The sequence below is a fragment of the Bradyrhizobium sp. SZCCHNR1015 genome (assembly GCF_032489875.1).
Classification (GTDB): Bacteria; Pseudomonadota; Alphaproteobacteria; order Rhizobiales; family Xanthobacteraceae; genus Bradyrhizobium.
In genome coordinates this window covers 23,160-39,652 of sequence record NZ_JAUEYW010000008.1, presented here as the reverse complement: position 1 = coordinate 39,652, position 16,493 = coordinate 23,160, and the positions used below count along the sequence as shown (strand labels likewise).

The following is a 16,493-nucleotide window of genomic DNA, read 5'->3' as shown; positions in this document are numbered from 1 at the left end:
CTTGATGCTACGCGGGATTTTCCGGAAATTGCGGCAGGCCGTCGCTGAGCTGCACCCAATCCATCTTTTCCGAGACCCAGATGTGCTCGGTCGGGGCAAAGGCGTTGCGGTCGTCGAAGCAGGCCAGGGCCACGCCGACCACCGGGCGCGTGGTGCGCCATGAGAACAGCCTGACTCCGCAGCGCGGGCAGAACATGCGGTCGAGCGCGTCGGAGGAGGGGAAGCGCGCGGTTTCGCCGGTGATCGTCAAAGCGTCGTGCGAGAACAGCGCGCGGGCGAAGAACGGCGCGCCCGTCGCCCGCTGGCAGTTGCGGCAATGGCAGACGCGCACATTGATCGGCTCGCCCGTGCATTGGAAGCGCACCGCGCCGCAGAAGCAGCCGCCATGGTGGGTCATCAGGCAAGCTCCATGGATCGGGACATCCGTATCGCCAGCGAGACGAAGGTGGGCCCATCGCCGTCTGCGATGGCACCTTTGCCCACCCCGCCGCAAACTAATAGGTCGCGCGGCCGCCGGAAATGTCGAACACGGCGCCGGTCGAGAACGAACACTCTTCCGAGGCCAGCCAGGACACCAGCGCGGCGAGCTCTTCCACCAGCACGAAGCGGCCTTTTGGGATCTTCGACAGCATGAAGTTGATGTGCGCGTCCGTCATCTGGTCGAAGATCGCGGTCTTCGCCGCCGCCGGCGTCACCGCATTGACCGTGATGTTGTGCTGCGCCAGCTCCTTGCCGAGCGACTTGGTCAGCGCGATCAGGCCGGCTTTTGACGCCGAGTAGTGCGCAGCGTTCGGGTTGCCTTCCTTGCCGGCGATCGAGGCGATGTTGACGATGCGGCCATAGCCCTGCTTCAGCATCACCGGCACGATCGTCTTGGCGCAGATGAAGGGACCGTCGAGATTGATGCGCAGCACCTTGCGCCACTCCTCGAGATCGGTCTCCCACACCGTCTTGTTGATGCCGGCGATGCCGGCATTGTTGACCAGGATGTCGATGCTGCCGAACGCGGCCAGCGTCGCGTCACGCGCGCCTTCGACCGCTTTGGTGTCGGTGACGTCGACCTGCAGCGCCAGCACCTCCGGACCGATCTCCTGCGCGGTCTTCTCCGCCAGCGCGATGTCGTGATCCCAGATCGCGACCTTGGCCCCGGAGGCCTTGAAGCGCTCGGTGACGGCGCGGCCAAAGCCCTGCGCGCCGCCGGTGACGACGGCGCAGCGGTTGGCGAGATCGATGTGGTTCATGAAGAAAGACTCCTCTTTCGACCCTCATGGTGAGGAGCGCGCAGCGCGTCTCGAACCATGAGGCCCCTGACATCCGGGCCTCATCCTTCGAGACGCCGCTGCGCGGCTCCTCAGGATGAGGAGAAGCTACAGTGTCCAGCCGCCGTCGATGGTGTGCGCGACGCCGGTCGTGAACGCGCTCTCGTCGCTGGCGAGATAGACCGCGAGATGGGCGATCTCCTCCGCCGTGCCGAGCCGGCCCATCGGTTGGCGCGAGATGAACATCTCGAGCCCGTTCGGGCCGGCCGAGGCCGCGCGTCCGAGCATCGAGGGCGTTTCGATCGTGCCGGGGCAGATGCAGTTGCAGCGGATTTTCTTGCCGACGAAATCGGCTGCGACCGAGCGCGTCAGCGCCGCCACCGCCGCCTTGGTCGCGCCGTAGACGTAGCGGTTCGGTGCCGCCTTGAACACGCCGGCGGCGGAGGCGATGTTGACGATGGCGCCGCCGCCCTGATCGAGCATGTCAGGCAGGAAGGCGCGGATCGTGCGATGCATCGACTTGACGTTCAGGTCGAACGAGAAATCCCAGTCGTCGTCGGAGCAGTCGAGGATGGTGCCGTTGTGCACGAAGCCGGCAGCGTTGAGCAGGATCTCGACCTTGCCGACGCGATCGGCCATCGCGTTCACGGCCGCGGTGTTGCGCACGTCGAGCGTCGCGACCTCGGCAATGCCTTCGCTCTTCAGCGTGCTCAGGCCGTTCTCATCGATATCGGTGGCGAACACGGTCGCGCCCTGACGCGCGAAAGCGATCGCGCAGGCGCGGCCGATGCCGGCTGCGGCGGCGGTGACAAAGGCGCGCTTGCCCTTGAGGCGGTCGGACATGGGGTCTCCCTTGGGATGCTCGTTGATTCTTTCGTCATTGCGAGCGCAGCGAAGCAATCCAGGGCTGCGCGCGCGGCTCTGGATTGCTTCGTCGCTTCGCTCCTCGCAATGACGGTGGCCGGCTTTGCGCGGCGTGTCTAGTGATTATGCCTTGCCACGCCGACAGTGCCAGCGATGTTGTGATAGCGCGTGGCAAGCTCCATGCAGGCGCCGGTGGCCTGCTGGCCGACGGTGTTGCGATAGAGCTCCTGCCACGGCGTCTGGTTGGCGGGGTGTGGGAAGCCGCCCTTGGCCTTCAGCTCGGCGCGCCGCGTCGCAAGCTCCTCGTCCGAGATCAGGATGTTGGCCGAGCCCTTGTTGAGGTCGATGCGCACGCGATCGCCGGTCTTGAGGATTGCGAGCCCGCCATCGGCGGCGGCCTCTGGCGACGCGTTGAGAATTGACGGTGAGCCCGAGGTGCCGGATTGCCGGCCGTCGCCGATGCAGGGCAAGGACAGGATGCCGCGTTTGATCAGCGCTGCCGGCGGCTGCATGTTCACCACTTCGGCGCCGCCGGGATAGCCGATCGGGCCGGCGCCGCGGATGAACAGCACGCAGTGCTCGTCGATCTCGAGCGATGCATCGTCGATGCGGTCGTGATAGTCCTCCGGACCCTCGAACACGATGGCGCGGCCCTCGAAGGCGTTCGGGTCCTTCGGATTGACGAGATAGCGGTCGCGGAACTCCTTGGAGATCACGCTGGTCTTCATGATCGCGGAATCGAACAGGTTGCCGCGCAGCACCAGGAAGCCGGCATCCTTCACCAGCGGCTTGTCGTAGGACCAGATCACGTCGTTGTCCGGCTTGGCGGCGTCGCGGCAATTGTCGCCCATGCTGCGGCCGTTGACGGTCACAGCATCCTCGTGGATGCGCTTGTGCCGCATCAACTCGCCGATCACGGCCGGCACGCCGCCCGCGCGATGGAATTCCTCGCCGAGATAGAAGCCGGCCGGTTGCATGTTGACGAGCAGCGGCACGTCGTGGCCGACCTTCTGCCAGTCGTCGATGTCGAGCTCGACGCCGACATGGCGCGCCAGCGCGTTGATGTGGATCGGCGCGTTGGTCGAGCCGCCGATCGCGGAGTTGGCGACGATGCAGTTCTCGAATGCCTTGCGCGTCAGGATGTCCGACGGCTTCAGGTCTTCCCACACCATGTCGACGATGCGCGTTCCGGTCTCGTAGGCGATCTGGCCGCGCTCGCGATACGGAGCTGGAATCGCGGCGCAGCCGGGCAGGGACATGCCGAGCGCCTCGGCCAGCGCATTCATCGTCGAGGCCGTGCCCATGGTGTTGCAATGGCCGACCGACGGCGCCGAGGAGGCGACGATCTCCATGAACTCCTCATAGCCGATCTCGCCGGCGGCGAGCCGTTCGCGCGACTTCCACACCACGGTCCCGGAGCCGGTGCGCTGGCCCTCGTGCCAGCCGTTCAGCATCGGGCCGCCCGACAGCACGATGGCGGGGATGTTCACGGTCGCCGCGGCCATCAGGCAGGCCGGCGTCGTCTTGTCGCAGCCGGTGGTCAGCACCACGCCGTCGAGCGGATAGCCGAAAAGGATTTCGACCAGGCCGAGATAAGCGAGGTTGCGGTCGAGCGCGGCCGTCGGGCGCTTGCCGGTCTCCTGGATCGGATGGGTCGGAAATTCCATCGCGATGCCGCCAGCGGCGCGGATGCCCTCGCGGACGCGGTGCGCCAGCTCGATGTGGTGGCGGTTGCAGGGCGAGAGATCGTTGCCGGTCTGGGCAATGCCGATGATCGGCTTGCCCGACTGCAGCTCAGCCCGGGTCAGGCCGTAATTCAGGTAGCGCTCGAGATAGAGCGCGGTCATGCCCGGATTGTGCGGATCGTTGAACCACGCCTGCGAGCGCAGCTTGCGGCTCTTGTCAGCGCCGTTGCCGGCATGCCCGTTCGAGTTCGTCATGTGTTTTCTCCCGCAGTGCAAACGTGGCGAGGCCGGTCCGTCGTCTGTGCGCCATCGGCCCGCTGTCGAGGATCGCCTACGTCTTTCGTTCAAGTCGTTGTTGGTTCGAGTGGTTCTAGTGCATGGTTTTTGGTTGCGCTACCATTTTGTTCCGGCAGCGCGCCCCGACGCAGGCTGCGGATTTGCGGTGCCGCGCTGCAAGGTCGAGCTCTGCCGTTCGATCACCTCGAAGCCGAGATCGACGACACGCTGCGCCACGGGACGGCCTTCCACGGCGTCCATGATCATCGTCGCCGCACGCCGACCCATCTCGTAGCGATTGGTGCGCACGCTGGTGAGCGTCGGAACCGCCGCGGCCATGAATTCCATGTCATTGAAGCCGACGATCGCGATCTGCTCGGGCACCGCGATGTGCCGGCGCTGGCATTCGAACAGCACGCCGAGCGCGAGATCGTCATTGGCGCAGAACACCGCATCGAGATCCGGCGCCTTCATCAGCAGATCGGAGAACAGGCTGCCGCCCATCGTGGTCGAGGTCGGAACAGGCGCCGTGACGATGAGACGCGGGTCGAACAAACCGGCCTCCTTCATCGCGTTCTGATAGCCCTGCAGCCTGCGCTGCACCCTTGGGTCCATGCGGGCGCCGATGAAGCCGATGCGGCGGCAGCCCTGCGCGAGAAGGTGTGAAATGGCTGCAAAACAGGCATCGACGTGCGAAAATCCGATCATCATGTCGATCGGCTCGGCGCCGAGCTCCATGATCTGCACGACGGGACAGTCCGCCGCCTGGATGATCAACCGGCTCTCCGCCGTCTGGTCGAGACCGGTCACGATCAGGCCGGCCGGCTTCTGCATCAGGAACAACCGCAGCAGGCGCTCCTCCTGCAACACGCTGTAGCGGGTGTTGGCGAGCTGGATGCTGTAGCGGCTGCCTTCGAACGCATCATAGATGCCGCGCAGCACGTCGGAGAACACGTTGTTGGTGAGGGACGGTATCAGCACGCCGATCACTTCGGTGCGCTGCGATGCGAGCGCGCGCGCGGCGAGGTTCGGCACGTAGCCGAGCTCCTTGGCGGCGCTCTCGATCCGCGTGCGGCGGGCGGCCGAGACCGTGGCGGGATTACGGAAGAAGCGTGACACCGTGATCGGGCTGACGCCCGCCAGTGCCGCAACTTCGGTCAGCCGGACTTTGCCCGGCTCGATGCGTTTCCGTCCCATGCCTCGCTCATAGCATAGGCGGTCTGGTACACAAGCGATATTGACAGCGCTATCACGCGGTTGCTAAGCGAGACATTGCGGAAGCGAACTGAACTGCGGACAATGCCAGCCGAGCTGGCCCTGTTTCGGAGCCAGTCGGAGCGACCGGAGCCAACAACAAGACCACCAAGCACAAGACTGCACGACCAGGACTACAAAACGACAAACGGCCTGATCAAACGGCCGAGAACAACGGTCAGAATGCCGCCGGCAAGCAGCTAATGCTGTCGGTCTTTGAGGAGGAAATTGATGTCGTCGGTGCAAATTCGCGACGTGCGCAAATCATTCGGCGGATTCGAGGTGCTGCACGGCGTGACGATTCCGATCGAGGATGGCGAGTTCGTCGTGCTGGTCGGGCCGTCCGGCTGCGGCAAGTCGACGCTGCTGCGCATGCTCGCAGGGCTCGAGAACATCACCTCCGGAACCATCTCGATCGGCGAACGCGTCGTCAACAACGTGCAGCCGAAAGAGCGCGACATCGCGATGGTGTTCCAGAACTACGCGCTCTATCCGCACATGACCGTCGCCGACAACATGGGCTTCTCGCTCAAGCTGCGCGGCGCACGGCCCGAGGACATCAAGAAGGGCGTCGCGCGCGCCGCCGAGATCCTGGCGCTGACGCCGCTGCTCGACCGCTATCCGCGCCAGCTCTCCGGTGGCCAGCGCCAGCGCGTCGCGATGGGCCGCGCCATCGTGCGCGATCCGCAGGTGTTCCTGTTCGACGAGCCGTTGTCGAATCTCGACGCCAAGCTGCGCGTCGCGATGCGCACCGAGATCAAGGAGCTGCATCAGCGGCTCAAGACCACCACCGTTTACGTCACTCACGACCAGATCGAGGCCATGACGATGGCCGACAAGATCGTCGTCATGCATGACGGCATCGTCGAGCAGATGGGCTCGCCGCTCGATCTCTACGACAAGCCGGACAACCAGTTCGTCGCCGGCTTCATCGGCTCGCCGGCGATGAACTTCCTCAACGGCCACCTCAAGTCGAACGGCTCGGTCTATGTCGAGACCGACAACGGCGCCAAGCTGCCGCTGCTGACCGCGCCGGCCGCCTCCGACGGTCGCCCCGTGGTCTACGGCGTGCGGCCCGAGCATCTGGAGCTTGCCGATGACGGCATCGAGGCCGAGGTCGTCGTCGTCGAGCCGACCGGCTCGGAGACGCAGATCGTCGCCCGCATCGGCACCCAGGACATCATCGCGGTCTTCCGCGACCGCCACGAGGTCAATCCCGGGGAGAAGATCCATTTGCGCCCGCGCGCGTCGGCGGCGCATCTGTTCGACAAGGACAGCGGCCGGAGACTCTGATCCGGGCGCTCGAGGCGCAGAACTGACAACAAACAAAACAAGCAAATACTCAACGGGAGAAAACTTCAGATGACTCATTTCCCCACCGATCGCCGGTCCCTGCTCAAGGGTGGCGCGACCTTGCTGGCGGCCGCGGCGACGATGTCGGCCGACGAACTGCTCGGCTATGCCAAAGCCTGGGCGCAGACCTCGCCGTGGAAGCCGGAAGCCGGTGCCAAGATCAATCTTCTGCGCTGGAAGCGCTTCGTCGAGGCCGAGGACGTGGCCTTCATGAAGATCGTCGATGCGTTCCAGAAGGCCAACAACGTCACCATCAACGTCTCCAACGAATCCTACGACGACATCCAGCCGAAGGCCTCGGTCGCCGCCAACACCGGTCAGGGCCTCGACATGGTGTGGGGCCTCTACACCTTGCCGTTCCTGTTCTCCAACAAGGTCACCGATGTCAGCGACGTGGCCGACTATCTCGGCAAGAAGTGCGGCGGCTGGACCGACTCGGGCAAGGCCTACGGCATGCTCGACGGCAAGTGGATCGGCATCCCGGTGGCGGCCACCGGCGGCCTCGTCAACTACCGCATCTCGGCGATGGAGAAGGCCGGCCACAAGGAGTTTCCGAAGGATCTCGCGGGCTTCGCCGACCTTGTTAAGGGCATGAACAAGAACGGCACGCCGGGCGGCATGGCGCTCGGCCACGCCTCGGGCGACGCCAACGGCTGGCTGCACTGGGCGCTGTGGGCGCATGGCGGCAACCTGATCGACAAGGACAACAAGGTCGTCATCAACTCGCCGGAGACCGCCAAGGCGCTCGAATACGTCAAGGGCCTGTACGACAATTTCGTGCCGGGCACCGCGTCGTGGAACGACTCGTCCAACAACAAGGCGTTCGTGGCCGGACAGCTCTATCTGACGGTGAACGGCATCTCGATCTACGTCGCGGCGAAGAAGGACAATCCGGAAGTCGCGAAGGACATGAACCACGCGCATCTGCCGGCGGGCCTCGACGGCAAGACCCGCGAGCTGCATCTCGGCTTCCCGATCCTGATCTACAACTTCACCAAGTTCCCGCAGACCTGCAAGGCGTTCACGGCCTTCCTGCTGGAGCCGGAGCAGTTCAACCCGTGGATCGAGGCGGCGCAGGGCTACCTGTCGCATTTCCTCAAGGCCTACGACGCCAACCCGATCTGGACCGCCGATCCGAAGAACACGCCGTATCGCGACGTCGCGGCGACGGCTGTCACGCCGGCCGGCGTCGGCAAGCTCGGCGAGGCGGCAGCCGCCGCGATCGCCGACTTCGTCGTGGTCGACATGTTCGCGAATTACTGCACGGGCCGCGAGGACGTGAAGACGGCGATGGCGAGCGCCGAGCGCTCCGCCAAGCGCATCTTCCGCTGAGGTGATGACTGCGTAGGGTGGGCAAGGGCGCAACCCGCCGTGCTCGCCGTCATTGCGAGCGAAGCGAAGCAATCCAGGGCAGTGCGCTCGACTCTGGATTGCTTCGTCACGGAGCCTGCCCACGGGCTCGCCGACGGCGAGACCCGGGGGGCTTCTCGCAATGGCGGACCAGAACCATCCGTCCCGAACGCCGGTGGGCATGCTGCGGTTTGCCCATCCCAAGGTTCGAAGGGAGCTGCTCGATACGATGAGTACCATTCAGACTTCGCTGCCACGTGGCGCGGCCGTGACCGGCGAGCCCTCCGCGTGGGAACGCATCAAGACCAACCGCAACTTCGTCGCGCTCTGGTTCATGCTGCCGGCGGCAGCATTCCTGATCCTGTTCCTGGCCTATCCGCTGGGCCTCGGCGTCTGGATGAGCTTCACCGACGAGAAGATCGGCCGCGCCGGCGTCTTCGTCGGGCTGGAGAACTACGAGTGGCTGTGGGATGACGCGATCTTCTGGCTCGCGGTGTTCAACACGCTGCTCTACACGATCGTCGCAAGCGCCATCAAATTCGCGATCGGCCTCTATCTGGCGCTGCTGTTGAACCGGCGGATGCCGTTCAAGGCCATGGTCCGTGCGATCGTGCTGGTGCCTTTCATCGTTCCGACGGTGCTGTCGGCGATCGCGTTCTGGTGGATCTACGATTCCCAGTTCTCCATCATCTCCTGGTCGCTGATCAAGCTCGGCCTCATCAGCCAGAACATCAACTTCCTGGGCGACACCAACTGGGCACGCGCCTCCGTGATCATCGCCAACATCTGGCGCGGCGTACCGTTCGTCGCGATCACGCTGCTGGCCGGCCTGCAGACCGTCTCGCCCTCCCTGTATGAGGCCGCCACGCTCGACGGTGCCACCAGCTGGCAGCGCTTCCGCTTCATCACCTATCCGTTGCTGACCCCGATCATCGCGGTGGTGATGACGTTCTCGGTACTGTTCACCTTCACCGATTTCCAGCTGATCTGGGCGCTGACCCGCGGCGGTCCCGTCAATGCCACCCACCTGATGGCGACCTTGAGCTATCAGCGCGGCATCATCTCCGGCCGCCTCGGCGAGGGTGCAGCGATCGCCACCGCCATGATCCCGTTCCTGCTCGCGGCGATCGCGATCTCCTGGTTCGGCATGCAACGGCGCAAATGGCAGCAAGGATCCGACCAATGACCGAGACTGCTGCGCTGCAATCCAAGACGCAATCCAACGCCACGACGACGGCGGCCGCGCTCGCGGCCGACGACGACAGCGAGGGCATGAGCTATCTCGAGTCGCTGCCGCGACGGCTGATCACGCTGTATCTGCCGCTCGGCATCATTCTCCTGGTGCTGCTGTTCCCGTTCTACTGGATGGGGCTGACGTCGATCAAACCGGACGAGCAGCTGATCGACATGGAGAAGTACAACCCGTTCTGGGTGGTGCATCCGACCTTCAAGCACATCTCGAAGCTGCTGTTCGAGACGCAGTATCCGCGCTGGCTGTGGAACACGATGTATGTCGCGGTCGGCGCCACCACGCTGTCGATCTTCGCATCCGTGCTCGCGGCCTATGCGATCGTGCGGCTGCGCTTCAAGGGCGCCGACACGGTGGGCGTGCTGATCTTCTTCGCCTATCTGGTGCCGCCGTCGATCCTGTTCATCCCGCTGGCCTCGGTGATCCAGGCCTACGGGCTGTTCGACTCGCCGCTGTCGCTGATCCTGGTCTATCCGACCTTGCTCATCCCGTTCTCGACCTGGCTGCTGATGGGCTACTTCAAGACGATCCCCTTCGAGCTCGAGGAATGCGCCCTGATCGACGGCGCCAGCCGCTGGCAGATCCTGGTCAAGATCGTAGTGCCGCTCGCCGTGCCCGGCCTGATCTCGGCCTTCATCTTCTCGTTCACCTTGTGCTGGAACGAGTTCATCTACGCGCTGACCTTCCTGCAGTCGACGCCGAACAAGACCGTGCCGGTCGCCATCGTCAACGAGTTCGTCGACGGTGACATCTACAAATGGGGATCGCTGATGGCCGGCGCCCTGGTCGGCTCGCTGCCGCTGGTCATCCTTTACGCCTTCTTCGTCGAGCATTATGTGTCGGCCATGACCGGCGCGGTGAAGGAGTAGGGCGCTCGCACAGCACTTCAATCTCACCGCACGGGCGGTGCACCCTCTCCCCTTGTGGGAGAGGGTGGTGACGCGCGAAGCGCGCCGCCGGGTGAGGGGTCTCTCTCCGCGATGGCGGAGTTTGTGGGACCAAACCCCTCACCCAAGCGAGCGTGCGGCACTGGCAGTGTAGCCCTCTCCCACAAGGGGAGAGGGCGCAGTCATGAGCACCGCTTTGCGTCGATGATCGTCGTCGCGCTTGGTGAAACAACAAGAAACAAGGAGCATCCCCTTGCATATTCTCGTTCTCGGCGCCGCCGGCATGGTCGGACGCAAGCTGGTCGAGCGTCTGGTCCGCGACGGCCGCCTCGGCCAGGCGGCCATCACCCGTATGACCTTGCAGGACATCGTCGCGCCGGCGAAGCCCGACACGCCCATCGCGGTCGAGACCATCGCCGGCGACTTTGCCGTGCCGGGCTTCGCCGAGAAGCTGGTCGCCGCGCGTCCCGACGTGATCTTCCATCTCGCCGCGATCGTTTCCGGCGAGGCCGAGCTCGATTTCGACAAGGGCTACCGCATCAATCTCGACGGCACGCGGATGCTGTTCGACGCGGTCAGGCTGATCGGCGACGGTTACAAGCCGCGCCTGGTCTTCACCTCGTCGATCGCGGTGTTCGGCGCGCCGTTCCCCGACGCCATCGGCGACGAGTTCGTCAATGCGCCGCTGCTCAGCTACGGCACCCAGAAGGCGATCGGCGAGCTCCTGCTGGCCGACTACAGCCGCCGCGGCTTCTTCGACGGCGTCGGCATTCGCCTGCCGACCATCTGCATCCGCCCCGGCGCGCCGAACAAGGCCGCCTCGGGCTTCTTCTCCAACATCCTGCGCGAGCCGCTCGCCGGCAAGGAGGCCGTGCTGCCGGTGTCCGAGGACGTCCAGCATTGGCATGCCACGCCGCGTTCGGCGGTCGGCTTCCTGCTGCATGCCGCGACGATGAATACGGCCAAGATCGGGCCGCGCCGGAACCTCACCATGCCCGGCCTGACGGCCACCGTCGGCGAGCAGATTGCCGCGCTCCGGCGCGTCGCCGGCGACAACGTCGCGGCCCGCATCAGGCGGGAGCCGGATCCGTTCATCATCGGCATCGTCGCCGGCTGGCCGCGGACTTTCGAGGCCAAGCGGGCCCGCGAGCTCGGCTTCACCACCGAGGAAAAGACGTTCGACGACATCATCCGGATTCACATCGAGGACGAGCTCGGTGGTAAGTTCGTGGCCTGAGAACGCCACCAGCCTCTGGACTCCAATGGCGCAAAGCGCCATTTGAGCAGGGAGACATTCGGGAGAGAAATCATGACCGCCAGCATCGTCGGATGGGCGCATACGCCGTTCGGAAAGTTCGACGCCGAGACCGTCGAGAGCCTCGTCGTCAAGGTCGCCAATGAGGCGATCGCCGATGCCGGCATTTCGGCAGGCGACGTCGACGAGATCGTGCTCGGCCATTTCAACGCCGGCTTCTCACCGCAGGACTTCACCGCCTCGCTGGTGCTGCAGGCCGATCCTGCGCTGCGCTTCAAGCCCGCGACGCGGGTCGAGAACGCCTGCGCGACCGGCTCGGCCGCCGTGCACCAGGGCATCCGCGCCATCGCCGCCGGTGCCGCCAAGATCGTGCTCGTCGTCGGCGTCGAGCAGATGACGCGCACGCCGGGGCCTGAGATCGGCAAGAACCTGCTCAAGGCTTCCTATCTTCCGGAGGACGGCGACACCGTCGGCGGCTTCGCCGGCGTGTTCGGCAAGATCGCGCAGGGCTACTTCCAGAAATATGGCGACCAGTCCGACGCGCTGGCGCTGATCGCGGCCAAGAACCACAAGAACGGCGTCGCCAATCCCTATGCGCAGATGCGCAAGGATTTCGGCTTCGAGTTCTGCCGCTCCGAGAGCGACAAGAACCCCTATGTCGCCGGCCCCCTGAAGCGCACCGACTGCTCGCTGGTCTCCGACGGCGCCGCCGCTTTGGTGCTGACCGACAGCGAGACGGCAAAATCGTTCGCCAAGGCGGTGAACGTGCGCGCCACGGCGCATGCGCAGGATTTCCTGCCGATGTCCAAGCGCGACATCCTCGCCTTCGAGGGCTGCACCGTGGCCTGGCAGCGCGCGCTGGAGAAAGCCGGCGTCACGCTGTCGGATCTCTCCTTCGTCGAAACCCATGACTGCTTCACGGTCGCCGAGCTGATCGAGTACGAGGCGATGGGCCTGACCCCGAAGGGGCAGGGCGCCCGCGCCATCAAGGAGGGCTGGACGCTCAAGGACGGCAAGCTGCCGGTCAATCCGTCCGGCGGCCTCAAGGCCAAGGGTCACCCGATCGGCGCCACCGGCGTCTCCATGCACGTCATGACGGCGATGCAGCTCACCGGCACCGCGCCCGAAGGCATGCAGCTCCCCAACGCCAAGCTCGGCGGCATCTTCAACATGGGCGGCGCCGCGGTGGCCAACTACGTGTCGATTCTGGAGCCGACGAAGTAGGCTGCGTTTCAAGAGGGGCCATCCACCGTCATTGCGAGCGCAGCGACGCAATCCAGGGCCGCGCGCGGGACTCTGGATTGCTTCGTCGCTTCGCTCCTCGCAATGACGGTGACCCAGGGGGGGCTTCAAGGCAGGGTAATCTGGTCGTCAGCCTCCTCAGTGATCTGTCATGATCATCCAAACCGACCGCCTTATCTTGCGCAAATCGTGCGACGATGATCGCGCGCCGTTTGCGGCGATGTCGGCGGATACCGCGGTGATGCGATACTTGCGCGCGCTGCCGACGCGGCAGGCCTGCGATCAGTGGATCGATTTTCAGATCAAGCATTGGGCCGAGCACGGCTTCGGCTTCTGGGTGGTCGAAGACCGCGCCACCGGCAGCTTCCTCGGAGCAACCGGCTTATTTCGCGTGTTCTTCGATGCGCCGTTCACGCCGGCGGTCGAGATCGGTTGGCGGCTCGCGCGCGCGGCCTGGGGGCGGGGGATCGCGACGGAAGCCGCGCGCGCATCGCTCGCCTTCGGCTTCGATCGGCTCGGTCTTGATGAGATTATCGCCTACGCCGCGCCGGCCAACGAAGCCTCGCAGAACGTCATGCGCAAGCTCGGCATGATCAGGGACGAGGCCTCCGATTTCGATCATCCGCGCGTCGAGGCGGACAGCCCGTTGCGCCGGCAAGTGATGTACCGGCTCCCGCGCGCCCTGTGGGAAGGCGCCTCGCGCTGATCTCTCCTCCTCGTCGTTCCGGGGCTCGCGCAGCGCGCGCTCCGGAATGACGGAGAGAGTGTGCGTCGTGCGCAGTCATCGGGGCTACGGCTTCCAGATCTTCTCCTCGCTGAACCCCAGCTCGGCGAAATCCTTCGCGCGCAGGCCGGCGTCATCGGCCGGAAAGAACTCATCCAGCTGAGGCGGCTTCACCGACGTCGCCGACAGCATCGCATGCGCCTGGCCGCGGTGATGGATGTCGTGCTGGAACAGATGCAGCAGCAGCCGGTCGCAGCGCTCGTTCTGCACCCGGCTCTCGCGGTTGATGCGGACGGTGTCGTCGAGCCGGGCCGGCGTCAGCGCCTCGCAGAATGCGATCAGCCGGCGGTCCATTGCGCCCTGCGCCTTGACGAGATCGGAGAGACGCGGGAACGGCACCTGGTTCTGCCACGCCATCGGGCCGAGCCAGCCGCCTTCCAGCGCGTCGACGTAGAACAGGTCGATGATGTAGATGTGGTTCAGCGTCTTCTGCAGGCTCGGGAAGAAGCCGGTGCGCTCGGCGGCGAAGTCCTCGGCGCTGAGCTGGCCGCAGGAGGTCAGCAGCCGGTGATTGGCCCAGGCGTTGTTATAGGCGAAGGCGCGAAACGTCTGAACAAGATCGGCGGGCATTGGGACAGGGCACCCCGTGATGGCTCGCTTCACATCATACGGAACTGATGACGCCATTCACCACCGATTTCCGCAGCCGTCCGTGCACCATCCCCATGCGCATTTGCGGAACTCTGCCACAATTGGTCGCGGTGCATCGCTGCGCCTCCTGTGCAACAAGTTGAGATGCCGCACGACACACCCCTCATCGCGACCATCGTCGCCGGCCTTGGACTGGCCTTCGTCTTCGGAGCGCTCGCGCAGCGGTTCCGGTTCCCGCCGCTGGTCGGCTACCTCCTCGCCGGCGTCGCCGTCGGTCCGTTCACGCCCGGCTTCGTCGCCGACCAGGCGCTGGCGACCGAGCTCGCCGAGCTCGGCATCATTCTCCTGATGTTCGGCGTCGGCCTGCATTTCTCGCTCAAGGACCTGATGTCGGTGCGCGCCATCGCCGTGCCCGGCGCGATCGTGCAGATCACGGTGGCGACCCTGATGGGCATGGCCTTGAGCTGGGCGATGGGCTGGTCGATCGGCGGGGGCCTCGTGTTCGGTCTCGCGCTCTCGGTCGCCAGCACCGTGGTGCTGCTGCGCGCGATGCAGGAGCGCCGGCTGATGGACACCGAGCGCGGCCGCATCGCGGTCGGCTGGCTCATCGTCGAGGATCTCGCGATGGTGCTGGCGCTGGTGCTGATCCCGGCCTTTGCCAGCCTGCAGAACGGCAATGGCGACGTCGCCGCCGCCGATCCGCTCGCCGCCCGCTTCGGGCTCGGGCTGACCGGCGTGCTGCTGCTGACCTTCGTCAAGATCGGCGTGTTCATGGCGGTGATGCTGCTGGTCGGCCGCCGCCTGATCCCGTGGATCCTGCACTACATCGCCCACACCGGCTCGCGCGAGCTGTTTCGCCTGGCGGTGCTCGCCATCGCGCTCGGCGTCGCCTTCGGCTCGACAAAGCTGTTCGGCGTGTCGCTCGCGCTCGGCGCCTTCTTCGCCGGCATGATGCTCGGCGAGTCCCCGCTGAGCCAGCGCGCCGCGCAGGAATCGCTGCCGCTGCGCGATGCCTTCGCGGTGCTGTTCTTCGTCTCCGCCGGCATGCTGTTCGATCCGGGAAGCGTGATCCGCGAGCCCTGGCCGCTGCTCGCGACCTTGTTCATCATCCTGTTCGGCAAGTCGGTTGCCGCGTTCCTGATCGTGATCGCTTTCCGCCGTCCGGCTTCGACCGCGCTGACGATCTCCGCGAGCCTTGCGCAGATCGGCGAATTCTCCTTCATCCTCGCCGAGATCGGCGGCGCCTCGAATCTCTTGCCGAAAGCCGGGCGCGACCTGATCCTGGCCGGCGCCATCATCTCGATCATGCTCAATCCGCTGATGTTCGCCGCGCTCGATTGGCTGATGCCGCGGCTGGAGCGCCGCCGGGCCGATGCCTCGACGCCTTCAGCAACACCGCCGGCCGAGATCCCGGTGACGCAACTGACCGAGCACACGATCATCGTCGGCTATGGCCGCGTCGGACGCCTCGTCGGCGAGGCGCTGCAGCAGCGCGGGCATCCGTTCCTTGCGGTGGAAACGTCGGAGGACATCCTGAAGCAGCTGAAGAGCGCGGGTGTCGAGACCATCACCGGAAACGCCGCGCGCAGCAACGTGCTGCGGGCGACGAATCTGGCCGGCGCGCATGCGCTCGTCATTGCCATTCCCGAGGCGTTCGAGGCCGGACAGATCGTCGAGCAGGCCCGCGCCGCCAATCCGGCGCTGCACATCGTGGCGCGCGCCCATTCCGATGCCGAGGTCGAGCATCTCAGATCCCTCGGCGCCGATATGGTGATCATGGGCGAGCGCGAGATCGCGCGCGGCATGATCGAGGAGCTGGATACGCGGCCGCCTGATCCAGCGCCGGAGCTGGCGCCGCAGCGAGCGGAGAGTATCCCGATTTGAGCTGATCACGCCGGCGGGCGATGTCGCTACAAGTCTTCGGGACGCGGCTTTGCCAACAATGCCTTTTCCGCCGCGGCAACCTCACTCTCAGTGTCATTCCGGGGCAATCGTCAAGGCGCTTGCGCGTTGACGATTGAACCCGGAATCCCGAGCTGGTTTGCACGAGATGCAAGACAAGATCGAGATTCCGGGTTCAAGGCCTGCAGCCTTGCCCGGAATGACGGTGGCTGTGGTTGCGCCGAGCGGCGAATTTTGCCTGCGCGATCAAGCTGATTTGGCGTGTCCAGTCCCTGAGCGAAAAATATAGTTGTTTCGCTTTTCCAGAAAGTATGGTTCACTCCCGCCATCCTGCTTCGCCACGAGGGGCGCTTCGCGATCGTCACGAACGTTGAGGCAGGGATGCGGTGGCCGCGACGTGTCGCAGCGCAGCTTGGCTCGCGTGGACGAACGGCAGGTTGCGGACGTGAAGTCGCGTGGTCCCGGCATCCCGACGCTGATGCCAAGCCTGCGGGTGATGATGAGCCCAAGGGCGACGGTGGCCAAAAGCCGGTGCACCGAGG

The 16,493-nt window shown here is 65.3% G+C and carries 14 protein-coding genes; 8 read left to right on the top strand and 6 right to left on the bottom strand.

The window, feature by feature from the left end:
* Positions 1-7: 7 nt before the first annotated feature.
* The 5 genes from QX128_RS15085 to QX128_RS15065 all read right to left on the bottom strand — a co-directional run bounded on the left by QX128_RS15085 (position 8) and on the right by QX128_RS15065 (position 5,281).
* Positions 8-397, bottom strand: a complete 390-nt coding sequence (locus QX128_RS15085) for a GFA family protein (protein ID WP_316237832.1) — start codon at positions 395-397, stop codon at positions 8-10.
* Between the two features lie 97 nt (positions 398-494).
* Positions 495-1,241, bottom strand: a complete 747-nt coding sequence (locus tag QX128_RS15080; protein ID WP_316216297.1) for an SDR family NAD(P)-dependent oxidoreductase — start codon at positions 1,239-1,241, stop codon at positions 495-497.
* Positions 1,242-1,367: 126 nt separating this feature from the next.
* Complete coding sequence (locus QX128_RS15075) at positions 1,368-2,102, bottom strand: SDR family oxidoreductase (protein ID WP_315803131.1); 735 nt, start codon at positions 2,100-2,102, stop codon at positions 1,368-1,370.
* Positions 2,103-2,239: 137 nt separating this feature from the next.
* Positions 2,240-4,063, bottom strand: a complete 1,824-nt coding sequence (locus tag QX128_RS15070; protein ID WP_316216298.1) for an IlvD/Edd family dehydratase — start codon at positions 4,061-4,063, stop codon at positions 2,240-2,242.
* A gap of 138 nt (positions 4,064-4,201) precedes the next feature.
* Positions 4,202-5,281, bottom strand: a complete 1,080-nt coding sequence (locus QX128_RS15065; protein WP_316237831.1) for a LacI family DNA-binding transcriptional regulator — start codon at positions 5,279-5,281, stop codon at positions 4,202-4,204.
* A gap of 288 nt (positions 5,282-5,569) precedes the next feature.
* Here QX128_RS15065 and QX128_RS15060 point away from each other — a divergent pair, with 288 nt between their 5' ends.
* The 7 genes from QX128_RS15060 (at position 5,570) to QX128_RS15030 (ending at position 13,380) form a co-directional block, all read left to right on the top strand.
* Positions 5,570-6,631 carry a sn-glycerol-3-phosphate ABC transporter ATP-binding protein UgpC gene (locus tag QX128_RS15060; RefSeq protein WP_315803134.1) on the top strand — a complete coding sequence of 354 codons (1,062 nt, stop codon included), beginning with the start codon at positions 5,570-5,572 and terminating at the stop codon, positions 6,629-6,631.
* A 69-nt stretch (positions 6,632-6,700) separates the two neighbouring features.
* Complete coding sequence (locus tag QX128_RS15055) at positions 6,701-8,023, top strand: ABC transporter substrate-binding protein (protein WP_315803135.1); 1,323 nt, start codon at positions 6,701-6,703, stop codon at positions 8,021-8,023.
* Positions 8,024-8,270: 247 nt separating this feature from the next.
* Positions 8,271-9,227 (top strand): sugar ABC transporter permease, encoded by a 957-nt coding sequence (locus QX128_RS15050; protein WP_315803136.1) that lies wholly within the window; start codon positions 8,271-8,273, stop codon positions 9,225-9,227.
* Positions 9,224-10,159, top strand: coding sequence for a carbohydrate ABC transporter permease (locus QX128_RS15045; protein WP_316180726.1), 936 nt, complete (start codon positions 9,224-9,226; stop codon positions 10,157-10,159). The genes QX128_RS15050 and QX128_RS15045 overlap by 4 nt, the downstream gene beginning before the upstream one ends.
* 271 nt (positions 10,160-10,430) lie before the next feature.
* Entirely contained in the window at positions 10,431-11,414 is a 984-nt protein-coding gene (denD, locus tag QX128_RS15040; RefSeq protein WP_316237830.1) for a D-erythronate dehydrogenase, read from the top strand.
* Between the two features lie 72 nt (positions 11,415-11,486).
* Positions 11,487-12,656 (top strand): acetyl-CoA acetyltransferase, encoded by a 1,170-nt coding sequence (locus QX128_RS15035; protein WP_315803139.1) that lies wholly within the window; start codon positions 11,487-11,489, stop codon positions 12,654-12,656.
* 169 nt (positions 12,657-12,825) lie between these two features.
* Positions 12,826-13,380, top strand: coding sequence for a GNAT family N-acetyltransferase (locus QX128_RS15030; RefSeq protein ID WP_316237829.1), 555 nt, complete (start codon positions 12,826-12,828; stop codon positions 13,378-13,380).
* 84 nt (positions 13,381-13,464) lie between these two features.
* On the opposite strand, the gene QX128_RS15025 is transcribed toward QX128_RS15030, so the two are convergent.
* The gene (locus QX128_RS15025; protein ID WP_316237828.1) at positions 13,465-14,028 is read right to left on the bottom strand and encodes a DinB family protein; all 564 of its coding nucleotides are present in this window, start codon (positions 14,026-14,028) and stop codon (positions 13,465-13,467) included.
* A gap of 165 nt (positions 14,029-14,193) precedes the next feature.
* Between QX128_RS15025 and ybaL the strand changes: the two genes are divergently transcribed.
* Positions 14,194-15,933, top strand: a complete 1,740-nt coding sequence (gene ybaL / locus QX128_RS15020; RefSeq protein ID WP_316237827.1) for a YbaL family putative K(+) efflux transporter — start codon at positions 14,194-14,196, stop codon at positions 15,931-15,933.
* The last annotated feature ends 560 nt before the right edge of the window (positions 15,934-16,493 follow it).

Excerpts from the sequence above, each read along its gene's own strand:
- QX128_RS15085 (WP_316237832.1), bottom strand. The coding sequence starts at position 397 with ATGACCCACCATGGCGGCTGCTTCTGCGGCGCGGTGCGCTTCCAATGC.
- QX128_RS15080 (WP_316216297.1), bottom strand. The coding sequence starts at position 1,241 with ATGAACCACATCGATCTCGCCAACCGCTGCGCCGTCGTCACCGGCGGC.
- QX128_RS15075 (WP_315803131.1), bottom strand. The coding sequence starts at position 2,102 with ATGTCCGACCGCCTCAAGGGCAAGCGCGCCTTTGTCACCGCCGCCGCA.
- QX128_RS15070 (WP_316216298.1), bottom strand. The coding sequence starts at position 4,063 with ATGACGAACTCGAACGGGCATGCCGGCAACGGCGCTGACAAGAGCCGC.
- QX128_RS15065 (WP_316237831.1), bottom strand. The coding sequence starts at position 5,281 with ATGGGACGGAAACGCATCGAGCCGGGCAAAGTCCGGCTGACCGAAGTT.
- QX128_RS15060 (WP_315803134.1), top strand. The coding sequence starts at position 5,570 with ATGTCGTCGGTGCAAATTCGCGACGTGCGCAAATCATTCGGCGGATTC.
- QX128_RS15055 (WP_315803135.1), top strand. The coding sequence starts at position 6,701 with ATGACTCATTTCCCCACCGATCGCCGGTCCCTGCTCAAGGGTGGCGCG.
- QX128_RS15050 (WP_315803136.1), top strand. The coding sequence starts at position 8,271 with ATGAGTACCATTCAGACTTCGCTGCCACGTGGCGCGGCCGTGACCGGC.
- QX128_RS15045 (WP_316180726.1), top strand. The coding sequence starts at position 9,224 with ATGACCGAGACTGCTGCGCTGCAATCCAAGACGCAATCCAACGCCACG.
- QX128_RS15035 (WP_315803139.1), top strand. The coding sequence starts at position 11,487 with ATGACCGCCAGCATCGTCGGATGGGCGCATACGCCGTTCGGAAAGTTC.
- QX128_RS15030 (WP_316237829.1), top strand. The coding sequence starts at position 12,826 with ATGATCATCCAAACCGACCGCCTTATCTTGCGCAAATCGTGCGACGAT.
- QX128_RS15025 (WP_316237828.1), bottom strand. The coding sequence starts at position 14,028 with ATGCCCGCCGATCTTGTTCAGACGTTTCGCGCCTTCGCCTATAACAAC.
- ybaL (WP_316237827.1), top strand. The coding sequence starts at position 14,194 with ATGCCGCACGACACACCCCTCATCGCGACCATCGTCGCCGGCCTTGGA.